This window comes from Pseudomonas sp. On1 (assembly GCF_033783325.1).
Genome location: NZ_JAWPOA010000001.1, coordinates 114,775 through 128,255 on the forward strand (window position 1 = coordinate 114,775; position 13,481 = coordinate 128,255).

Sequence of the window (13,481 nt, forward strand, 5' to 3'; positions counted from 1 at the left end):
GCTCACAGCCAGGACGGGTAGTAGCTGAAGTTCAGTGGAAGTTAGGCGTTGAGCAATTCGAGGTCAGCTTCGGTGTGCGGGGTGCCACTGAAGTTCAGTCGACGATACAGCTCCTTCAGGACCTTCTCGTCATTGGTGTAGTCCATCTCGATGCAGGGGAAGATTAGGTTGTTGAAGCGGCGGCGCTTGTCACCCAGGCTCAAGTCCTGGAAGAAGATCCCCCCGAAGATGCTGATCTCCCCGTGAAAGAAGCGGGCGATCGCAGTGATTCGCTGTTGACCATCAATCAACCAACCAGACATGGGCTTGTCATGGCCCTGGTCGTCATAGTCGCGCCCATTGATAACGTAGTACCCGGTACCAAGGCCCAAGAAAATCCCCTCAATGAATTGGACCTGTTGGTCGAGGCCCCAGCTGGGCGGACGCTGCCACGGCGGAAGCACCAGGTTCAAAAGCTGACGCTCCTGATCAACGTTAGTGCGGGCCGGGGTCCCCTCCCACAGTGCGCTTATTGAATACGAGCGCTGGTTCCCAGCAAGGATTGGAGCAGGTAAGGCGAGAGAGGACATGGCGATCTCCAGTAGTTGAGCGACCAGGAAAAAGTGGATGCGCACATAATCTGGCAGGTAGGTGTGTGCCAGAATCCCATGCGAGGAACTGTTGTAGATCGTTAGGTCTAGGCCTTGAGCATCTCCGCCGGAACCTCGGAGCGGAGAGTCAAGATACATTGCTGGTAGGCTACGTCGTAAAGAATGACCGCCTCACCGATTTTCAGAGCCCTCATCACTCGTTCGATCTTCACTGCCTCAGGAGTGTCGTCACCACCATCAGTTCCGTCCCTACTCACGAAATCGGCCATGAGGTTGTGAAGCGTTTCAGGCTGTAGCTGGTCGTAGGGAATGAGTATGGGATCACCTCTAGTTTGCCTTGAAGGGTGAGGTGATCCTCTGCTGTTGAACGGTGTGCCAGAACCCGCAGTATTATCAGTCCCGGTTTTGGCAGTGCTGCACAAAACTTCTGATCAGATCCCGTTCGGACCTAGCGTCAATCAGGAAGCCGTAGAAGGAGTCAGAGCCTGTGGGGTGAAAGCCAAATCCAAGTTGTTCAGCGGCCTGCATATCCCAAATCATGCTGGGGTCAGGAGTGAAGGTCGCCGTCAGATAATCACCATTGATCTTGGGAGCGGATTGCAGGCGAGGGATGGGGAGAAACTGGCTGTTCACCCTCAGGGTGTAATTTTGCGCATTCCGCAAAATCTCTTGGTTATTGGTGCCTGCATCGTATAGAGCGGAGATCTTGACGCCGTTGTGACCTGCGCAGGTGACGATCAGCTTGCCGGTACCGTTCCAGGTTTCCTGTTCCCCCTTGAGGTAGACAGTTCCTTGCTTGCCTTCGATCCCCCACTGGGGCGATAGAATCCCGTTGTTCACCAATGACAAGCCAGAGGCTTCAGAGATCGGCAAAAGTTGCATCTTGCCGCCACCGACCTGGGCCATCTTTTCGAACAGCAAAGGGCTGACCCCCATTCGGATCAAGTAGCTGGTGATGGCAGCGCTGACTACCTGCCCGACATCCAAGTCCGCCGTCGAGGTGGTTCGGCGATAGAACCTGTGGATGCCAATACGGGCGTTTTGGTCTGCAAACCGAAAGTGGCCGCCACTGAATGTAAGGACGCAAGCGCTGTAACAGATCCCGGGCAGAGGCTTGCCATAGCTACCACTGATCTTGCCGATTGAAGTGTTGATGCCTCTGCGCCGGATCGCTTCACCAAGCTCCATTCCTGCGATCAGATCTCCACCTGCGGAGTCCAGGTAGAGCATCGGCACCTTCTTGCCGATCTGGTCGAGAGCGCCCAGCACTTCCCGTTTGGTCGAGGTGGTTATTTCGCCTGAAAGGTACAGTTCTGCGGGCGCGGCGGTTCCATCCGGATATGTGCTTTGGAGCACTTTGATCGATGCGCCAGCGGTAGCAGGACTGAACATCAGACTGAGGCTCAAGGCAGCGCCAAAAGCCTTCCAGGCCAAGTTCCTGATCTTCACCAGGCGCACTACAGGTCGAACCGTTTGAAGGTCAGCTTTCCTGCCGGCGTGTCTTGGGAGAGGTCTCCATTCTCAAGGATTTCGAAGCGAACGATGCGGTTGCCTTCTTGATCGAGGGCGGTAATTGATCCAGATTCTCTGCTCCAGCTGGACACCTTTACGTCCTGACCATCGGCGCTGATATTTCCTTCTTGGATCACCGCAATACCAACCGTCCTGGCCTGACCTCCTTCGGATTCCATCGTTGCCTTGTAGGCCCCCACAACTGAGTTGTCGCAGCCGGCGATCAGTGTGAGGGACATCGCCAAGGCTATTCGCTTAAGAGATTGCATGGATGGCATCTTTGCTTTCCGAGAATAGGGTTTCTACAGAAAACTAACGGGTTCCCCCGTCCATTCCAGTGAAAATGCATCCCGGAAATTCAGGACCTGCTTTTCTGACGCGATCGTGCGGATAGTGGCTTCGGAATGTCTTGTAGGCCTGCTTTCACCATCCTGCGGTACTGGTCACGTCGAGGAGGTGGGGCAAGGGGGATTTGCTCCGGGGGAGGAATCCCCTCGCGCTGAGCCAGACGAAGCACCGTTTCCTCGTAAGCATCTTGGTAGTTTCGAACGCCAATGCTGACCCTGATTTTAGGGGCGCCGTCTGCAGTTTGATTGGTTGCCCAGTGGGCGCGATAGGGCGGTGACTGGGAAACGATCAAGGAAATACTGGCGATTGGTTTGGAAGAACACGCGGCGCTATGGCTGCCTGGATCGATGCCGAGCTTCTTCTCTGTCAAATCACGCCAATCCATAGCTGCGCGTAGAGCTTCGGTGAGGGAGACCTCGGGTGTGATTTTGAAGGTCTGGTAATAGTCTCGTCGATGCTCCTTCGTGCCTTGCTGGATCGTTGGTCTGTATCCAACGACCTCGCCGTCCTGGTTTTTAAGAATCACGATCCGTCGCATCTGGAACCGTTTGTCATCTAGCCAGCGGCGTTGTCGCATGAGGCGAGGGGCAGTCAGGCGGAGGGATTCAGTGGGCCTAGAAGGTATTGGGGCAGGGGAGGCAGAGAGGGGCACTGGCAATCTTCCTTATCCATTGGCCCCGCTCATATTGGGTGGGGCCATCCGAAGTTCGATATGTTCGCAAACAACGAGGGGGATTCAATGCCATTTGTCGGTCCGGAATTTCGGACACTGAGGCCCACCTAAGGAACGATGGCGGGCAAGTAATCTCCTTAAAGTGCAGTGAGATGCCGAGGCTACACGTCTATCTCAACTGTTTGCGCCTGGATTACGCCAATCAGTTGGTGAAGGCGATTAGCCAGGTCGCGACGCGCATCAGAAGTGACAATTCGACCATCGCCGTATATGCCCTGCATGATGGATTTAAGGCCGCAGAGCTGCTCACCTTCGAGAAAGAACCCTTTCATGCTTTCAATGCGCGATGGAAAAAGCTCGCGCCAGTGGGTGATCTGCTCGGTCACATCCCAAGTAGACGAGCAGGTGGTTCTCCATCGGCCGGAGCACTCACCTTCTTCTGGTGGATACCACCTAACGACTGCCTGGGTTCCATCCCTGAATAGTCCCTGTAAAGCTTCAGACCGGGGGGGGTAGTGATCGGTATTTGTGGCTGCTGGCGCGGTGAGTACGCTGATCCAAGGCATGCTGCCTCTCCCGTGTATCAGGCCCGGCGGCGTGTCGTCGGAGCTAGTTGTTCCAGGGCGTGCAGCAACCGCTGCGCATCATTCGTGCGGATTTGAACCATGTCTGCGCCACCGGCAATGCCGGCGCGGAGTTGGCTCGGTACCTTCGCTTTGAGCAGTGTACGGACTACTGCTTTTGCCGCGGCGACAGGGCGATCCTTGCGAGGCTTCTTCTGTCTGTCTTCCTCCTGGGCCGCTTCCTGAATCACAGCCATAACGTCCTGCCCTGTGGACTCAGCCACACGCATTGCCTTGTGTGCTGCGGCAATGGACGCTTTTCGGTTGGCCACCATGTCCACCAGGGCGGTCGGTGCTTTGGAAAACTCAAGCAAGGTCTTCACATGGCGCAATGATCGGCCTGCGATCGCTGCGATCTCGATGTCCATACAACCAGCCTGGCTAAGGTTCATATACACCTGCGCAGCCAGGTGCGGACGAAGGCCCGCAAGAGCTGTCCGGAACGCCTGCATTACTGCTGCAGGAATCGACTCGCCGGAGGTCAGAGAGGTCTTGACCTCTTCATATGGCAGATCTTTCACGCCTCACCCTCCCGCGAAATGATTTCGACCTTCGTGCCGGCGCAATCGACTACGTAGGTGTAGTCCTCACTGGTATCGGCGGAGGTATCAAAAGTGCCCTTGAAGTCCTCGTCGCCGTAGCTACGAGAACGAGGAACGAGCACCGGGTAGTAGTCGGTGGAATGACGGGTATCGCGGACACCGATCATCAGTCGCTGATCCAGGGTGATGAGCTTCTGTCTTTCTTCGTTGACCTTCACCAGCACGGCCTTCAGGTCGGCGGGCTGAGTCTCCATGTCGAACTGCTGGAGAGCTTCCAGTTGATCGAATAGGGCTTGGAGCTGGTTGGTATGAAACATGGGATTCTCCTTATTGGAACGTGGAGTAATCCTCACGCCTGCGGGGCTGTGCCAGAACCCCCTTATGGAATGACACAAGGTGTTCTTTTTATTTGAAATTCAGGTCGTTAGCTTCCTTTAGGCGAACAGTAATCGCGAAGGAGAGATCAGATTTTGAAGTGGACCTTGGTAGTGATCACCTTTCTACAAGGTGGTTATGGCACTCCAGCAGGAGAGCAGTACCCCATCGTTTCCGTTACCCCGTACCAAAGCCAGGCCGAATGCGTAACGGTCCTCAACGCCATCATGGATATGTCGGGCTATCAATCTCGGGCGAAGTGCGTCCCGCCGCCGGCAAAGATTCCGGCGAAAGAGGCGGCCGTTAAGTAGATCGGAGTGCGAAAGGGGCCGCCCTTTGGGCGGTCCCTACATTTTCGTGATGTGAGACTGTCTCAGTCTAGTGGAGAGTGGCTGGCGCTCTCAGGATCGGTGCGTAGGGGCTCTCTGCGAGGGGTAGGCGGCGGCGTGTTTTCTTCGCTCTTCTGCTCTCGAGAAGTGCTGGCGTGCGCCGCTGATATTTCTTTGGCGACGATACGAACCATTACGCTATCGGTAATGAGTCCATAGAAGGTGCCGTGCAACTCCAGAGGATGTGCAATTCGATTCAAGAACTGGCTCCGTGTTTCTGATCTCCACAGGGACGAACATACAGCATTGGTGCATGGTCGCCCCTTCAAAAACGGCCACTCAAGGTAGCCCCGTTTCATCATGCTGCTTGGGTTTGGTTCTCAGTGGCACTGCCCTTGACTTTGGCCAGTTTGTCCATGAAACCAGCCAGGGGCATGTCCTGCAGATCGGAAATTCGATCGCGCAGAATCGACCAGCGTTCTTCTTCCTCCATGGCCATGTACTGGCTGCGATAGCGGCATCCATCCAGGATGAGTTCAGTCGCGGTCGCGCGGTCGACTACGAAGACGACCTTGCCATCAAGCTTCAGGTTCTCCCTTGCAAAAACCTCAGAGATGCTGTCTTCCGGGTCTAGCGTGGCGTAGAAGCGGCCGCGGAGAAAGTCACCTTGGAACGTGGTCTGGCCCAGTAGTGGGCGAGCTGCATTCATCAAAATGTGCCCTGAGGGTGTCTCGGTTCCGTGATCCAGGTTGGTAGTAACCGCAACCGGAGCATGGGCCAGGAAGGAAAGCAGGTTGGATTGAGCGTATTGCATGGGGAGGTACTCTGTCTGGGATAGGCCCAGTATCAGCAGGGAAGGGCTGTGCCAGAACCGCTGTCAGAATTTCATAGGGTCAACTTGACGTGCATCGCTCAAACGCTTCTGTACCTTGGACGCATCACTGGTGACGCCAGATCCTGGCAAAGAGAGGCCCCCTTGATACGTCGACTTGCCGTAATGGCAACCCTTACCATCGCTGCCGGTTGCAGCTCCCATGCTACGTCGGAAACTCCCACGTCCTTGAATGGCCAGGTATCTGCGCAGCCCACCCCCTTGACTGCAAGCCAAGCCCGTTCGTTGGCATTCGATGACTGCAATTACATCGTCGACCACCTGGCTAGCACCCACAAAGATTCCGCACGGGCTCGAGCGTTGAATTACTGCATGGGCGTGGACGTCGCTAAGTTCGGCATGAACTGATCTGGTAGATCAGCCAAGAAAAGAAAACCCCGCACCTGTGAAGGTAGCGGGGTTTTTGTTGGCTCCAACTTTGAAATCCAGCAAACCGAAAGGCCAGCTGGTGACATTCAAGCCGCGGATGCGTACTTGGCGTCGATGTTTTGGAACTGATCCAGCATTTCCCGGTAGCTGATCTCGCCGCAATTGTGCCGCGTGATGAACTCCAGGCGCTCGCACCCTTTCTTCCACTCGACCGTAGATGCAACCCGATCGAGGGTATCTGGAGATGCCACCATACGAAAACCGGCGCAGAAGGCGTCTGATACGACTTCGTCCAGAGTTGTGCAGGTGTGATGGGTAATCCAGCCGTGCAGACCGAAAGCCTGGTAGCGGAATTTACCGGGTTCTGAGGCATCAGGAAGAACCAGCGCCCATTGGTTCCCGGACCAATGTTTGAGGATCAACCCTACGCCAACCCGGTCCAGTTCGTTGTACAAGACGGTCAGGGCTTCGTGCCGCTCCATGCTTTCCCGGAGCATTTGGCGGACCGAAGGCGATAGACCAGCTTGATCGGCATGGAGGTCTTCGCCATCCCCGAAGGTTTGGCGGACTGCCATTGCCTGCACGATGAAGCGATTTCGAAGGTCTTTATCCATGAGAACTCCAAGGGAGCACTCAAGCCCAGGGCATGATGTGCCCCGGGTAGGGTTAGAGGACGCGCCGGCGGATGCCAGGGCGCTCGAACCACGCTATGCGCGGTGTGCTGCTCCTGGTCAACCAGGTTGTCTTCATCCACAGATTGACTTCACGACATGGCCGGCCGGAAAGGCGCACGTCATCAGGCGAGCAGCTTGAGAGTTGCCCGACAGGTCTCACTTCGAGGATTTGAGTAAGTCGACTGTAGTCGAGTCACTCGGTGTGCACGAATGTGCAGTGGTTGGAGCCAGCGGTGACTCCCCGATTGAAAACTGAAACTCAGGTCTCAGACGGGGCCCGATGAACACCCTAGAGTTCTAGCGCGTACATCTGGTGCTTAAAGTCCAAGGACTCAAGCAGGAAGCATGTTTTTTGTATCACCACGCCCTACCCATCGCAAGTCAAACTGAGGCCAATTTTCTCACTCTAACGCGGTCGAGCCCGGTTTAGAGTTATGTACTGCGAGTGTTCGTCTCTCAGTACCCGGCCGAGGCTCCATCCTTCCTCAAGCGCAGCCAGGTCATCCCAGGCGATCGGGGTCAGACCGGCATTCCACCCTGCTTTAACGTCGCTGGTGTAATGGAGCGATCCATCGGGATGAAGCCGGACTATCAGTGCGTCTGGAGGTGATTGGATGTTGTGTCGACGAGTGAATCGGAAGCAAGCCGAGCATTCACCGCCGCCGGAGCACACATCAAAATGACTACCCCACTGAGCAATGGCCGTATTCATCGATTCCCGAAGCCCTGCAAATGTCCGCGGCCGGAGTGCGCAGCGGGGTTGAGGGTCAATCGAATCGATGCGTAAGCGATTCCTACCGCCTCCATCAGGGCCACGCGGATCGCAGCTTGGGCCTTCCAGGTATATTGGCACTGTGGTCACCTCAGGCAGCTGTGGCAATGGTGCTGGTTGGGCAGGAGCGCTCTGCCAGGCGCAGCTTGCATGCTAGATCCTTGTCCGCTCGCCAATCGCTTGGCGTGTACGAGGCGAACACCGGAGGGCAGCCTGGCCGGCTGAAACGTAAGTGTGTTCCCCGGGTGATGGAGATTTCCCAGAGGGGATGTGCTTTCTGTAGTTCTCGGAGACGTTTCATGTGATGGGATTCCAGATTGAGTACGCCCATCGTGATGCTCGAGAATCTGTGCCACCAGCTGGTAAAAATCAGGCCCCGAAGGGCCTGACACTCAGAAGTCGATCGGTGATTCTTGGGGGCAGCGCGCCAGATGCAAACCGAGTTGAATCGAAGCGATCTTGGCCAGGTCCTCTTTCGTTAGGGGGGCGTCGCCAATCGCCAGGCCAGAACGAAGTACGTGTGCACCATTCTTTGCCTGCCAATCGATCGCGACAAAATGAAGCCCTGGAACTTCGTTGAGCGGAGGTGCAAGGCCCCAGGTCTGCGTGGTCCGCGCAAAGCTGGCCAGGCAAGCGATTACCGTATTTTTCTTACCTAGATCTCGCTGAGATGCCTCCGGAAGGGAGTCGAATTCGGCAACTGTACCGAGATACTGCTCGAACGGCTTGTGTTTCGGATCTCGTCGAAGCAGTTCCGCGATGATCCCATCACCACTGACTACAGAGCGATAGAGATCCTGGGAAACCATTGCGGCCACCCGAGGACCTCGGTGAATGTTCACAGAGTAAAACCAGCATCGAACTGCAGGAATGGCAGAGGTCTCCGGGTCCATCTCCCAGCCTGATTTCTCCATAGCGGCTGCGACACGCTTCCGCATTGCTTCATTAAGTTGGTGCATCGAGGTACCTATCATCTGGTTGGGAGCACCGATCTTGGCATTATCCAAGTGTGCCACCAGCTCGGGAAAAGCCGCAGTCGTTTTGAGTTGAATGACGAGATGCGCCAGCTATCGTGGGCTCCGACTTTCGGAGCTCATCGGATACAGGCGTTGAAACCATCGACCATTACCCGACGGCAACTGCTTGCAGCGTTTCTCGCCGCGCCAGCCGCACTCACACTGGGCCAAGCCCTCGGCAATGTCCCTTCAGGACGTAAGTACGATTGGCGCGTAGTAGCGCTCAACCGAGATCGTTGGCTTGATCTTGAAAGGCCAGATAGCGGTGAGAAGGCCTCTTTCTGCTACTTCCGCGGAGGGAAGGGCTGGGACGTTGGTGGATACCAGAAAGCCTGCAGCATCCTGCGAGACGTGAAATTCAAATCAACCGTTCGCATGAGCCCGAAGCTACTTGATCTGCTGTACCTCATCCAGGTCTGGTTGAGGATCAACAGATTGCCCTACAAGATCCTTGTGAACAGTGGGTACCGCACCCCACAGCACAACTCCAAATTGGAGGGCGCAGCCAAGCAATCACTTCATATCAAGGCGATGGCCGCGGATATTCGCATACCAGGCTTGTCCGTCGAGAACTTGGGAAAGCTGGCCCAGGCTATTGGCGTCGGAGGTGTGGGCTTCTATCCCACGAAGGGATTCATCCATGTCGACGTCGGCAAGGTTCGAACCTGGCGAGTGGCCGAATCGACCGTCCTGGAGCCAGAACACTGGATTGTGGAGCTACTCGATCCTTCGACCGATGCTCAGTGGCTGGCCAACCTTGCGCCTGATTGGCCAGAACTTGAAATGCTCGCTTGACCTTCAGCAGCCGCCCTAGATCGCGCTTATTCGCAACTCCACCCGGCGATTGGCTTGGCGACCGGCGGGTGTTTCATTTCCTGCGACCGGCATCGAATCGGCCACCCCGCGAATTGCAATCCGGTCAGCCTGAATTCCACCTGCGTAAAGGAACTGTCCAACCGCCTGCGCTCGGTTGTAGCTGAGACGAAGGTTATTTTGGAACGGACCGGTGTTGTCCGTATGGCCGGTGATTTCAATGCGAAGGTTACCTTGGTTCCGCAGCGATTCGGCCAGTCGCGCTAGGGACGGGAAAGCCTGACTTTGCAGATCTGCCGATCCAGTGCTGAACGTAATGTCCGCGGGCGCGCTCACCACGAGTGCCTGGGTGGTGTTCGCATCATCCACCTGCTTTTCAACGGTGAGGCCTGTCCCTTTCAGCTTTGCCTCAAGCTCGCCATGCTTACGGTCGAGGATGAACCCGGTGCCACCGCCGATACCAGCACCAATTGCCGCACCAATGAGGGCTGCACGACTATCGCCGATCGCCGCGCCAATTAGGCCGCCTGCAACAGTCCCTACTACGGCCCCGACGGCGGTCCGGTTAATTTCACGCTCACCGGTCATGGGGTTGGTCGCACAGCCGGCCAGGCAAGCGAGCATTACGAGGACGCTGAAGGGTTTGAGCAGTTTGTTCATGCTGGAGCTCCTTGAGATGGAGCTCCATGTTGATGGTAGGCAAGGTGTGCCAGAAGCAGCCCCTTGCAATACCCCTCAGCAGCCGATTCCTTGCGCCAGGCGATTGCAGCGCAATGCCAGCTTGTGCTGGTAATCGGTCCCGGTGCAGGTACTCTCAAGTCGAATGAGTTGCTCCAGAGTGACTGCCTGGTTACCCGCTTTGTGGACCGCTTCGGTCAGGCTGGTGCACATCCTCACCACGTAGTTTGGCGCGCTGTACTGGGGATGGCGCGAAAAGTCGTCCGCATCGTGGCCTCGTTTGGTCAACGCTTGCTGGATAATGCTCGAGTACGGTTCGTTTACGGATTGAGTGCTCATGGATTGAGAGTCCTGGAATCAGCCAGCAAAGTGAGAGTGGGCCGTAATATCCACCACACGGTAGGCCACGATTTGAGCGTGTGGGTTGTAACCACTGTGGTTCCAACCGAAGGCCTGTGCACTGCCGGTGTGCCGCTGGCCGTTGCGGAAGATCACTTCGACTTGGCTCGCTTCACTGAGCCCGTGTGGAAGGTGAGGACCTGTGATAGGCGATCCACCCCAGGTTAGGTATCCATCCTGCAGCGCAGCTTGCAGAGCTTGCTCGGCGATTATGTTCTGCACCAGGTCGAACTCGGCGCGTGCTGCTCCATCTCGAGTCTCAAAGATGAAGTCGCCTTCCTTGCCCAAGTCGGTGCGGCGGCGGTCACAGACAATACGCCACTTACCGTCCGGATAGTTGTTGCTGACGCAGCCGCAAGCCCCGCTTGGGTAACGAAGATTGGATACGTACCAGCCTCCATGACGCCACTTCGAATAAAACGGTGTCCAGCTTTGGTCTTGGTTTTGGTCTCGTTGAATCGGTTGCATTATCTACCTCAGATGAAGGCCTTGTTAGATGGAGTAATCCTGAGGGTGACGGTTGTGTGCAAGGGTCCTCAGCACAACCAGAGCGTCTATCGGGTTAGCTTGAAGGGCCACCCGCAGTCGAAATCTGTCTCACCCATTGGCTTCGCCTGAGGTGAAAAGAAATCCACCTGCCGTTCTGCATGATCCAGGGCGGCATCAAGTCTGGGCAACGTTTTGGAGAAACGGGTAGCACTGGTGCCATCGAACGAATGCGCGCCCGCGGCTGCGCAGAGGTGGATTCGTTTCGCGCTGTTCACCCGGCCAATGTGGTAGTAGCAGTTCCTTCGTCTTGCCAGGACACCCCATGCGTTGGCCGTTGCCAACTTCCACTCCGTCGACCCACCAAGGAAGATTCCGCATGCCGGGTTGAGATACTCTCGTACATCGTCGGGCTCCATGCCATCTTGCACCGCCAGCAAAGTCAGGGTGGGAATCCCTGAAAGTCGTTCCTTCCATTTGAGGCTGAACTCCAGTGATCTCATCCCACCGGCCACAATGTCAGGCAGGATGAAAAAGTCGCTTCCCTCGCCGAGCAGGTCGATTGCTCGCCCAAATGCGCGCTCATCAAATGGACGTCCTTGCTGAAATGCTGTCCAAGCGCCATTGTCCAGGCAGTACCGGAAATCTTCCGTCCGTAATACTCCAGTTGGACTCACCAGCAGTCGCCAGCCAGCCTCACGCATGGCGGCAAGATTCTGCTTGGTACCAGTTCTGCTTGCGTAGGAGACCATCTCGCGGCGATGTACGGGCAGCCGCTCCTCACATTCCGGTTCCAGATCAGCACTGCCATCGAGGTTGTAGTAGTCGGCATAGGCCATAACAGCCTGGGAGTACCCGACTCGGCTTCCCTCCTTGTAGGGGGTCATCCAGCTTGGCGGGGTGAAGGCGGCGTCTTGCATGTTGAGATCCATGAGCAGAATTCATGCAAATGGTGACTCGCCCTGAGTGTGCCACCAGCCGGTTATGATCAGGATTCGTATGGTTTTGAGGCTGCAAATATGCGCTACCCGAATTCCCTCATGACAACCTATTTCAACGGCTGCGTCGGCGGGCAATCTGAGCCATGCGTCGTTATTTTTCGCGACGAAGAGGTGGTAATCGAATACACCCGCAAGGGGCAACCCTCCACATATCGGGGACACCTGAAGGACGGCATCTACTCTTTGCGGTACTGGCCAGAAGCAGATGGATTTGTTGGGGAGGCCACCCTATGCGCACCAGAGGGGAACCTCATGGACGGAGACTGGTGCGAGCAGGAAGGCGGCAGCAAGGATGTGGGCACCTGGGAAATCGAACTCAGACGGTAGGGCCGCCGATTAGCGGCCCGGGTGATGCCTCCGGTTCCACTCTTTGATGATCCCTTCCGGAACCTGAGCACACTCAGCAAGATCGTCGATTCCGAGACGTTGGGCGAATCGTTTGATCCGCCAGGACTCGCTCGGGTAGCTTGATGCCGTGTACTGGGGTTTGAGCCAGTTCAGGGCCTGGGCGGCATTCTGAAAACAACGCCGCCCGCTATAGCCCAATGCCGGGCCGATCACCACGGCTGTGATGGCCAGTCTGTCACGTGGATTGATCGACTCCAGTAGCGTGATGAGAGGGCTTTCCGGCTTCTTGAACTCAGGTACACGTCCTGTCCGAACATACTGTGCGTGAAGCCTGGGATTCCGTGCCATCAGGTGCAGCGCTTTTCGATCAACCATGATGGTCCTCTTCGATCAGATCCTGGGTCGGCAAAACGCTATTCAGGTTCACCCAGCGCACCATCTGAGCGTCGGGAGATTCCCCACCGTAGACTCGCTTCCTCCAGGCCGGGAAAAGGAATTCGCCGCTCTCCTGATCTTCCTTCTCCTCCGCCTGGAGCCGATCAACCTCTGTGTTGGCGATGTACACGATTGTGTTGCCATCTTTCAGGGGCCGGCCGCGGAGCGCCTCGATACCCTGCTGTGCAATCAGTTCAGCTGCGGAGCCTGGAGCTGGGGTCCTCTTAACCATTGAAGTGCCCCTCGACTACATCAAAGCATCCTTCATGGGAGTAAACGTTCACGCTGTTGCCGTAGGGGAATGGCTCGCCCTGGAGGACGATTGCGCATCGCCAGTTTCCCGCGGCGGTGCGCAGAGTGTTCATTACTCGTCCACGAATTGTCGGTTTCAGCATGGACTTGTCATGAGGTGTGAAGATCACGTGGTCCATAGGCTGGACTGGACATTCAAGTGCTGGGACAACGCCGGAGGATTTCAAATCCCTGGGGAGGGTGAGGCTGATTTGCTGCATGGCATGGCTCCTGTTTGGTCTAGCCATGATCCGATTGATTTGGGAGTGGCAGAAGCGAGGAGTGGTACTCGGCATTCGTGTCCCCGAAGGGAAG

The 13,481-nt window shown here is 56.3% G+C and carries 22 protein-coding genes; 5 read left to right on the plus strand and 17 right to left on the minus strand.

The features are described 5' to 3' along the window. Positions 1-41: 41 nt before the first annotated feature. The 5 genes from R5C80_RS00620 to R5C80_RS00640 all read right to left on the minus strand — a co-directional run bounded on the left by R5C80_RS00620 (position 42) and on the right by R5C80_RS00640 (position 3,027). On the minus strand, positions 42-728 hold the full coding sequence (locus R5C80_RS00620; RefSeq protein ID WP_319049669.1) for a DUF262 domain-containing protein: 687 nt from the start codon (positions 726-728) through the stop codon (positions 42-44). Continuing rightward, entirely contained in the window at positions 677-907 is a 231-nt protein-coding gene (locus tag R5C80_RS00625) for a YheU family protein (protein WP_319049743.1), read from the minus strand. Before R5C80_RS00625 ends, R5C80_RS00620 begins: the two co-directional genes overlap by 52 nt. A gap of 76 nt (positions 908-983) precedes the next feature. After that, a complete protein-coding gene (locus R5C80_RS00630) occupies positions 984-1,982 on the minus strand; it encodes a hypothetical protein (protein ID WP_319049670.1) in 999 nt (332 codons plus the stop codon). A gap of 65 nt (positions 1,983-2,047) precedes the next feature. Continuing rightward, positions 2,048-2,371: a hypothetical protein gene (locus tag R5C80_RS00635; protein ID WP_209419014.1), complete on the minus strand. Its 324-nt coding sequence runs from the start codon at positions 2,369-2,371 to the stop codon at positions 2,048-2,050. Between the two features lie 89 nt (positions 2,372-2,460). Next, positions 2,461-3,027 carry a hypothetical protein gene (locus R5C80_RS00640; RefSeq protein ID WP_319049671.1) on the minus strand — a complete coding sequence of 189 codons (567 nt, stop codon included), beginning with the start codon at positions 3,025-3,027 and terminating at the stop codon, positions 2,461-2,463. A 248-nt stretch (positions 3,028-3,275) separates the two neighbouring features. Here R5C80_RS00640 and R5C80_RS00645 point away from each other — a divergent pair, with 248 nt between their 5' ends. Then, on the plus strand, positions 3,276-3,608 hold the full coding sequence (locus tag R5C80_RS00645) for a hypothetical protein (protein ID WP_319049673.1): 333 nt from the start codon (positions 3,276-3,278) through the stop codon (positions 3,606-3,608). Positions 3,609-3,706: 98 nt separating this feature from the next. On the opposite strand, the gene R5C80_RS00650 is transcribed toward R5C80_RS00645, so the two are convergent. Next, a complete protein-coding gene (locus R5C80_RS00650) occupies positions 3,707-4,267 on the minus strand; it encodes a hypothetical protein (protein ID WP_209419009.1) in 561 nt (186 codons plus the stop codon). Further along, on the minus strand, positions 4,264-4,605 hold the full coding sequence (locus R5C80_RS00655) for a hypothetical protein (RefSeq protein WP_319049674.1): 342 nt from the start codon (positions 4,603-4,605) through the stop codon (positions 4,264-4,266). The genes R5C80_RS00650 and R5C80_RS00655 overlap by 4 nt, the downstream gene beginning before the upstream one ends. A 171-nt stretch (positions 4,606-4,776) precedes the next feature. Here R5C80_RS00655 and R5C80_RS00660 point away from each other — a divergent pair, with 171 nt between their 5' ends. Next, positions 4,777-4,974 carry a hypothetical protein gene (locus tag R5C80_RS00660; RefSeq protein ID WP_319049675.1) on the plus strand — a complete coding sequence of 66 codons (198 nt, stop codon included), beginning with the start codon at positions 4,777-4,779 and terminating at the stop codon, positions 4,972-4,974. 376 nt (positions 4,975-5,350) lie between these two features. On the opposite strand, the gene R5C80_RS00665 is transcribed toward R5C80_RS00660, so the two are convergent. Further along, on the minus strand, positions 5,351-5,806 hold the full coding sequence (locus tag R5C80_RS00665; RefSeq protein WP_010792716.1) for a hypothetical protein: 456 nt from the start codon (positions 5,804-5,806) through the stop codon (positions 5,351-5,353). Positions 5,807-5,989: 183 nt separating this feature from the next. Between R5C80_RS00665 and R5C80_RS00670 the strand changes: the two genes are divergently transcribed. Beyond that, positions 5,990-6,232, plus strand: a complete 243-nt coding sequence (locus R5C80_RS00670; protein WP_019438013.1) for a hypothetical protein — start codon at positions 5,990-5,992, stop codon at positions 6,230-6,232. A 107-nt stretch (positions 6,233-6,339) separates the two neighbouring features. Here R5C80_RS00670 and R5C80_RS00675 read toward each other — a convergent pair whose 3' ends face one another. Together R5C80_RS00675 and R5C80_RS00680 are read right to left on the minus strand one after the other, a co-directional pair. Then, positions 6,340-6,867: a hypothetical protein gene (locus R5C80_RS00675; RefSeq protein WP_319049676.1), complete on the minus strand. Its 528-nt coding sequence runs from the start codon at positions 6,865-6,867 to the stop codon at positions 6,340-6,342. Positions 6,868-8,091: 1,224 nt separating this feature from the next. Then, entirely contained in the window at positions 8,092-8,715 is a 624-nt protein-coding gene (locus R5C80_RS00680) for a hypothetical protein (RefSeq protein WP_319049677.1), read from the minus strand. A 93-nt stretch (positions 8,716-8,808) separates the two neighbouring features. Between R5C80_RS00680 and R5C80_RS00685 the strand changes: the two genes are divergently transcribed. Beyond that, the gene (locus R5C80_RS00685; protein WP_319049678.1) at positions 8,809-9,510 is read left to right on the plus strand and encodes a YcbK family protein; all 702 of its coding nucleotides are present in this window, start codon (positions 8,809-8,811) and stop codon (positions 9,508-9,510) included. Positions 9,511-9,525: 15 nt separating this feature from the next. Here R5C80_RS00685 and R5C80_RS00690 read toward each other — a convergent pair whose 3' ends face one another. From R5C80_RS00690 to R5C80_RS00705, 4 genes are all read right to left on the minus strand, one after another. Further along, a complete protein-coding gene (locus R5C80_RS00690) occupies positions 9,526-10,188 on the minus strand; it encodes an OmpA family protein (protein WP_010792719.1) in 663 nt (220 codons plus the stop codon). Positions 10,189-10,263: 75 nt separating this feature from the next. Further along, positions 10,264-10,545 carry a hypothetical protein gene (locus tag R5C80_RS00695; RefSeq protein WP_010792720.1) on the minus strand — a complete coding sequence of 94 codons (282 nt, stop codon included), beginning with the start codon at positions 10,543-10,545 and terminating at the stop codon, positions 10,264-10,266. A gap of 18 nt (positions 10,546-10,563) precedes the next feature. Further along, positions 10,564-11,073, minus strand: coding sequence for a hypothetical protein (locus R5C80_RS00700; protein WP_319049680.1), 510 nt, complete (start codon positions 11,071-11,073; stop codon positions 10,564-10,566). 86 nt (positions 11,074-11,159) lie between these two features. After that, positions 11,160-12,023 (minus strand): hypothetical protein, encoded by an 864-nt coding sequence (locus R5C80_RS00705; protein ID WP_282853666.1) that lies wholly within the window; start codon positions 12,021-12,023, stop codon positions 11,160-11,162. A gap of 108 nt (positions 12,024-12,131) precedes the next feature. Between R5C80_RS00705 and R5C80_RS00710 the strand changes: the two genes are divergently transcribed. Beyond that, complete coding sequence (locus R5C80_RS00710) at positions 12,132-12,419, plus strand: hypothetical protein (protein WP_201020895.1); 288 nt, start codon at positions 12,132-12,134, stop codon at positions 12,417-12,419. A 9-nt stretch (positions 12,420-12,428) separates the two neighbouring features. On the opposite strand, the gene R5C80_RS00715 is transcribed toward R5C80_RS00710, so the two are convergent. The 3 genes from R5C80_RS00715 to R5C80_RS00725 are packed head-to-tail and all read right to left on the minus strand — an operon-like array spanning position 12,429 to position 13,387. Next, the gene (locus R5C80_RS00715) at positions 12,429-12,815 is read right to left on the minus strand and encodes a hypothetical protein (RefSeq protein ID WP_282853668.1); all 387 of its coding nucleotides are present in this window, start codon (positions 12,813-12,815) and stop codon (positions 12,429-12,431) included. Next, complete coding sequence (locus R5C80_RS00720) at positions 12,808-13,107, minus strand: hypothetical protein (RefSeq protein ID WP_209418991.1); 300 nt, start codon at positions 13,105-13,107, stop codon at positions 12,808-12,810. The genes R5C80_RS00715 and R5C80_RS00720 overlap by 8 nt, the downstream gene beginning before the upstream one ends. Next, positions 13,100-13,387, minus strand: coding sequence for a hypothetical protein (locus R5C80_RS00725; protein WP_319049681.1), 288 nt, complete (start codon positions 13,385-13,387; stop codon positions 13,100-13,102). Before R5C80_RS00725 ends, R5C80_RS00720 begins: the two co-directional genes overlap by 8 nt. Between the last annotated feature and the right edge of the window lie 94 nt (positions 13,388-13,481).

Bases quoted from the DNA above. Each gene is read 5' to 3' on its own strand.
- R5C80_RS00720 (WP_209418991.1), bottom strand. From the start codon at position 13,107: ATGGTTAAGAGGACCCCAGCTCCAGGCTCCGCAGCTGAACTGATTGCA.
- R5C80_RS00700 (WP_319049680.1), bottom strand. From the start codon at position 11,073: ATGCAACCGATTCAACGAGACCAAAACCAAGACCAAAGCTGGACACCG.
- R5C80_RS00670 (WP_019438013.1), top strand. From the start codon at position 5,990: ATGGCAACCCTTACCATCGCTGCCGGTTGCAGCTCCCATGCTACGTCG.
- R5C80_RS00640 (WP_319049671.1), bottom strand. From the start codon at position 3,027: ATGCGACAACGCCGCTGGCTAGATGACAAACGGTTCCAGATGCGACGG.
- R5C80_RS00645 (WP_319049673.1), top strand. From the start codon at position 3,276: ATGCCGAGGCTACACGTCTATCTCAACTGTTTGCGCCTGGATTACGCC.
- R5C80_RS00655 (WP_319049674.1), bottom strand. From the start codon at position 4,605: ATGTTTCATACCAACCAGCTCCAAGCCCTATTCGATCAACTGGAAGCT.
- R5C80_RS00635 (WP_209419014.1), bottom strand. From the start codon at position 2,371: ATGCAATCTCTTAAGCGAATAGCCTTGGCGATGTCCCTCACACTGATC.
- R5C80_RS00690 (WP_010792719.1), bottom strand. From the start codon at position 10,188: ATGAACAAACTGCTCAAACCCTTCAGCGTCCTCGTAATGCTCGCTTGC.
- R5C80_RS00675 (WP_319049676.1), bottom strand. From the start codon at position 6,867: ATGGATAAAGACCTTCGAAATCGCTTCATCGTGCAGGCAATGGCAGTC.
- R5C80_RS00620 (WP_319049669.1), bottom strand. From the start codon at position 728: ATGTATCTTGACTCTCCGCTCCGAGGTTCCGGCGGAGATGCTCAAGGC.
- R5C80_RS00630 (WP_319049670.1), bottom strand. From the start codon at position 1,982: ATGTTCAGTCCTGCTACCGCTGGCGCATCGATCAAAGTGCTCCAAAGC.
- R5C80_RS00705 (WP_282853666.1), bottom strand. From the start codon at position 12,023: ATGGATCTCAACATGCAAGACGCCGCCTTCACCCCGCCAAGCTGGATG.
- R5C80_RS00665 (WP_010792716.1), bottom strand. From the start codon at position 5,806: ATGCAATACGCTCAATCCAACCTGCTTTCCTTCCTGGCCCATGCTCCG.
- R5C80_RS00695 (WP_010792720.1), bottom strand. From the start codon at position 10,545: ATGAGCACTCAATCCGTAAACGAACCGTACTCGAGCATTATCCAGCAA.
- R5C80_RS00725 (WP_319049681.1), bottom strand. From the start codon at position 13,387: ATGCAGCAAATCAGCCTCACCCTCCCCAGGGATTTGAAATCCTCCGGC.
- R5C80_RS00715 (WP_282853668.1), bottom strand. From the start codon at position 12,815: ATGGTTGATCGAAAAGCGCTGCACCTGATGGCACGGAATCCCAGGCTT.
- R5C80_RS00710 (WP_201020895.1), top strand. From the start codon at position 12,132: ATGACAACCTATTTCAACGGCTGCGTCGGCGGGCAATCTGAGCCATGC.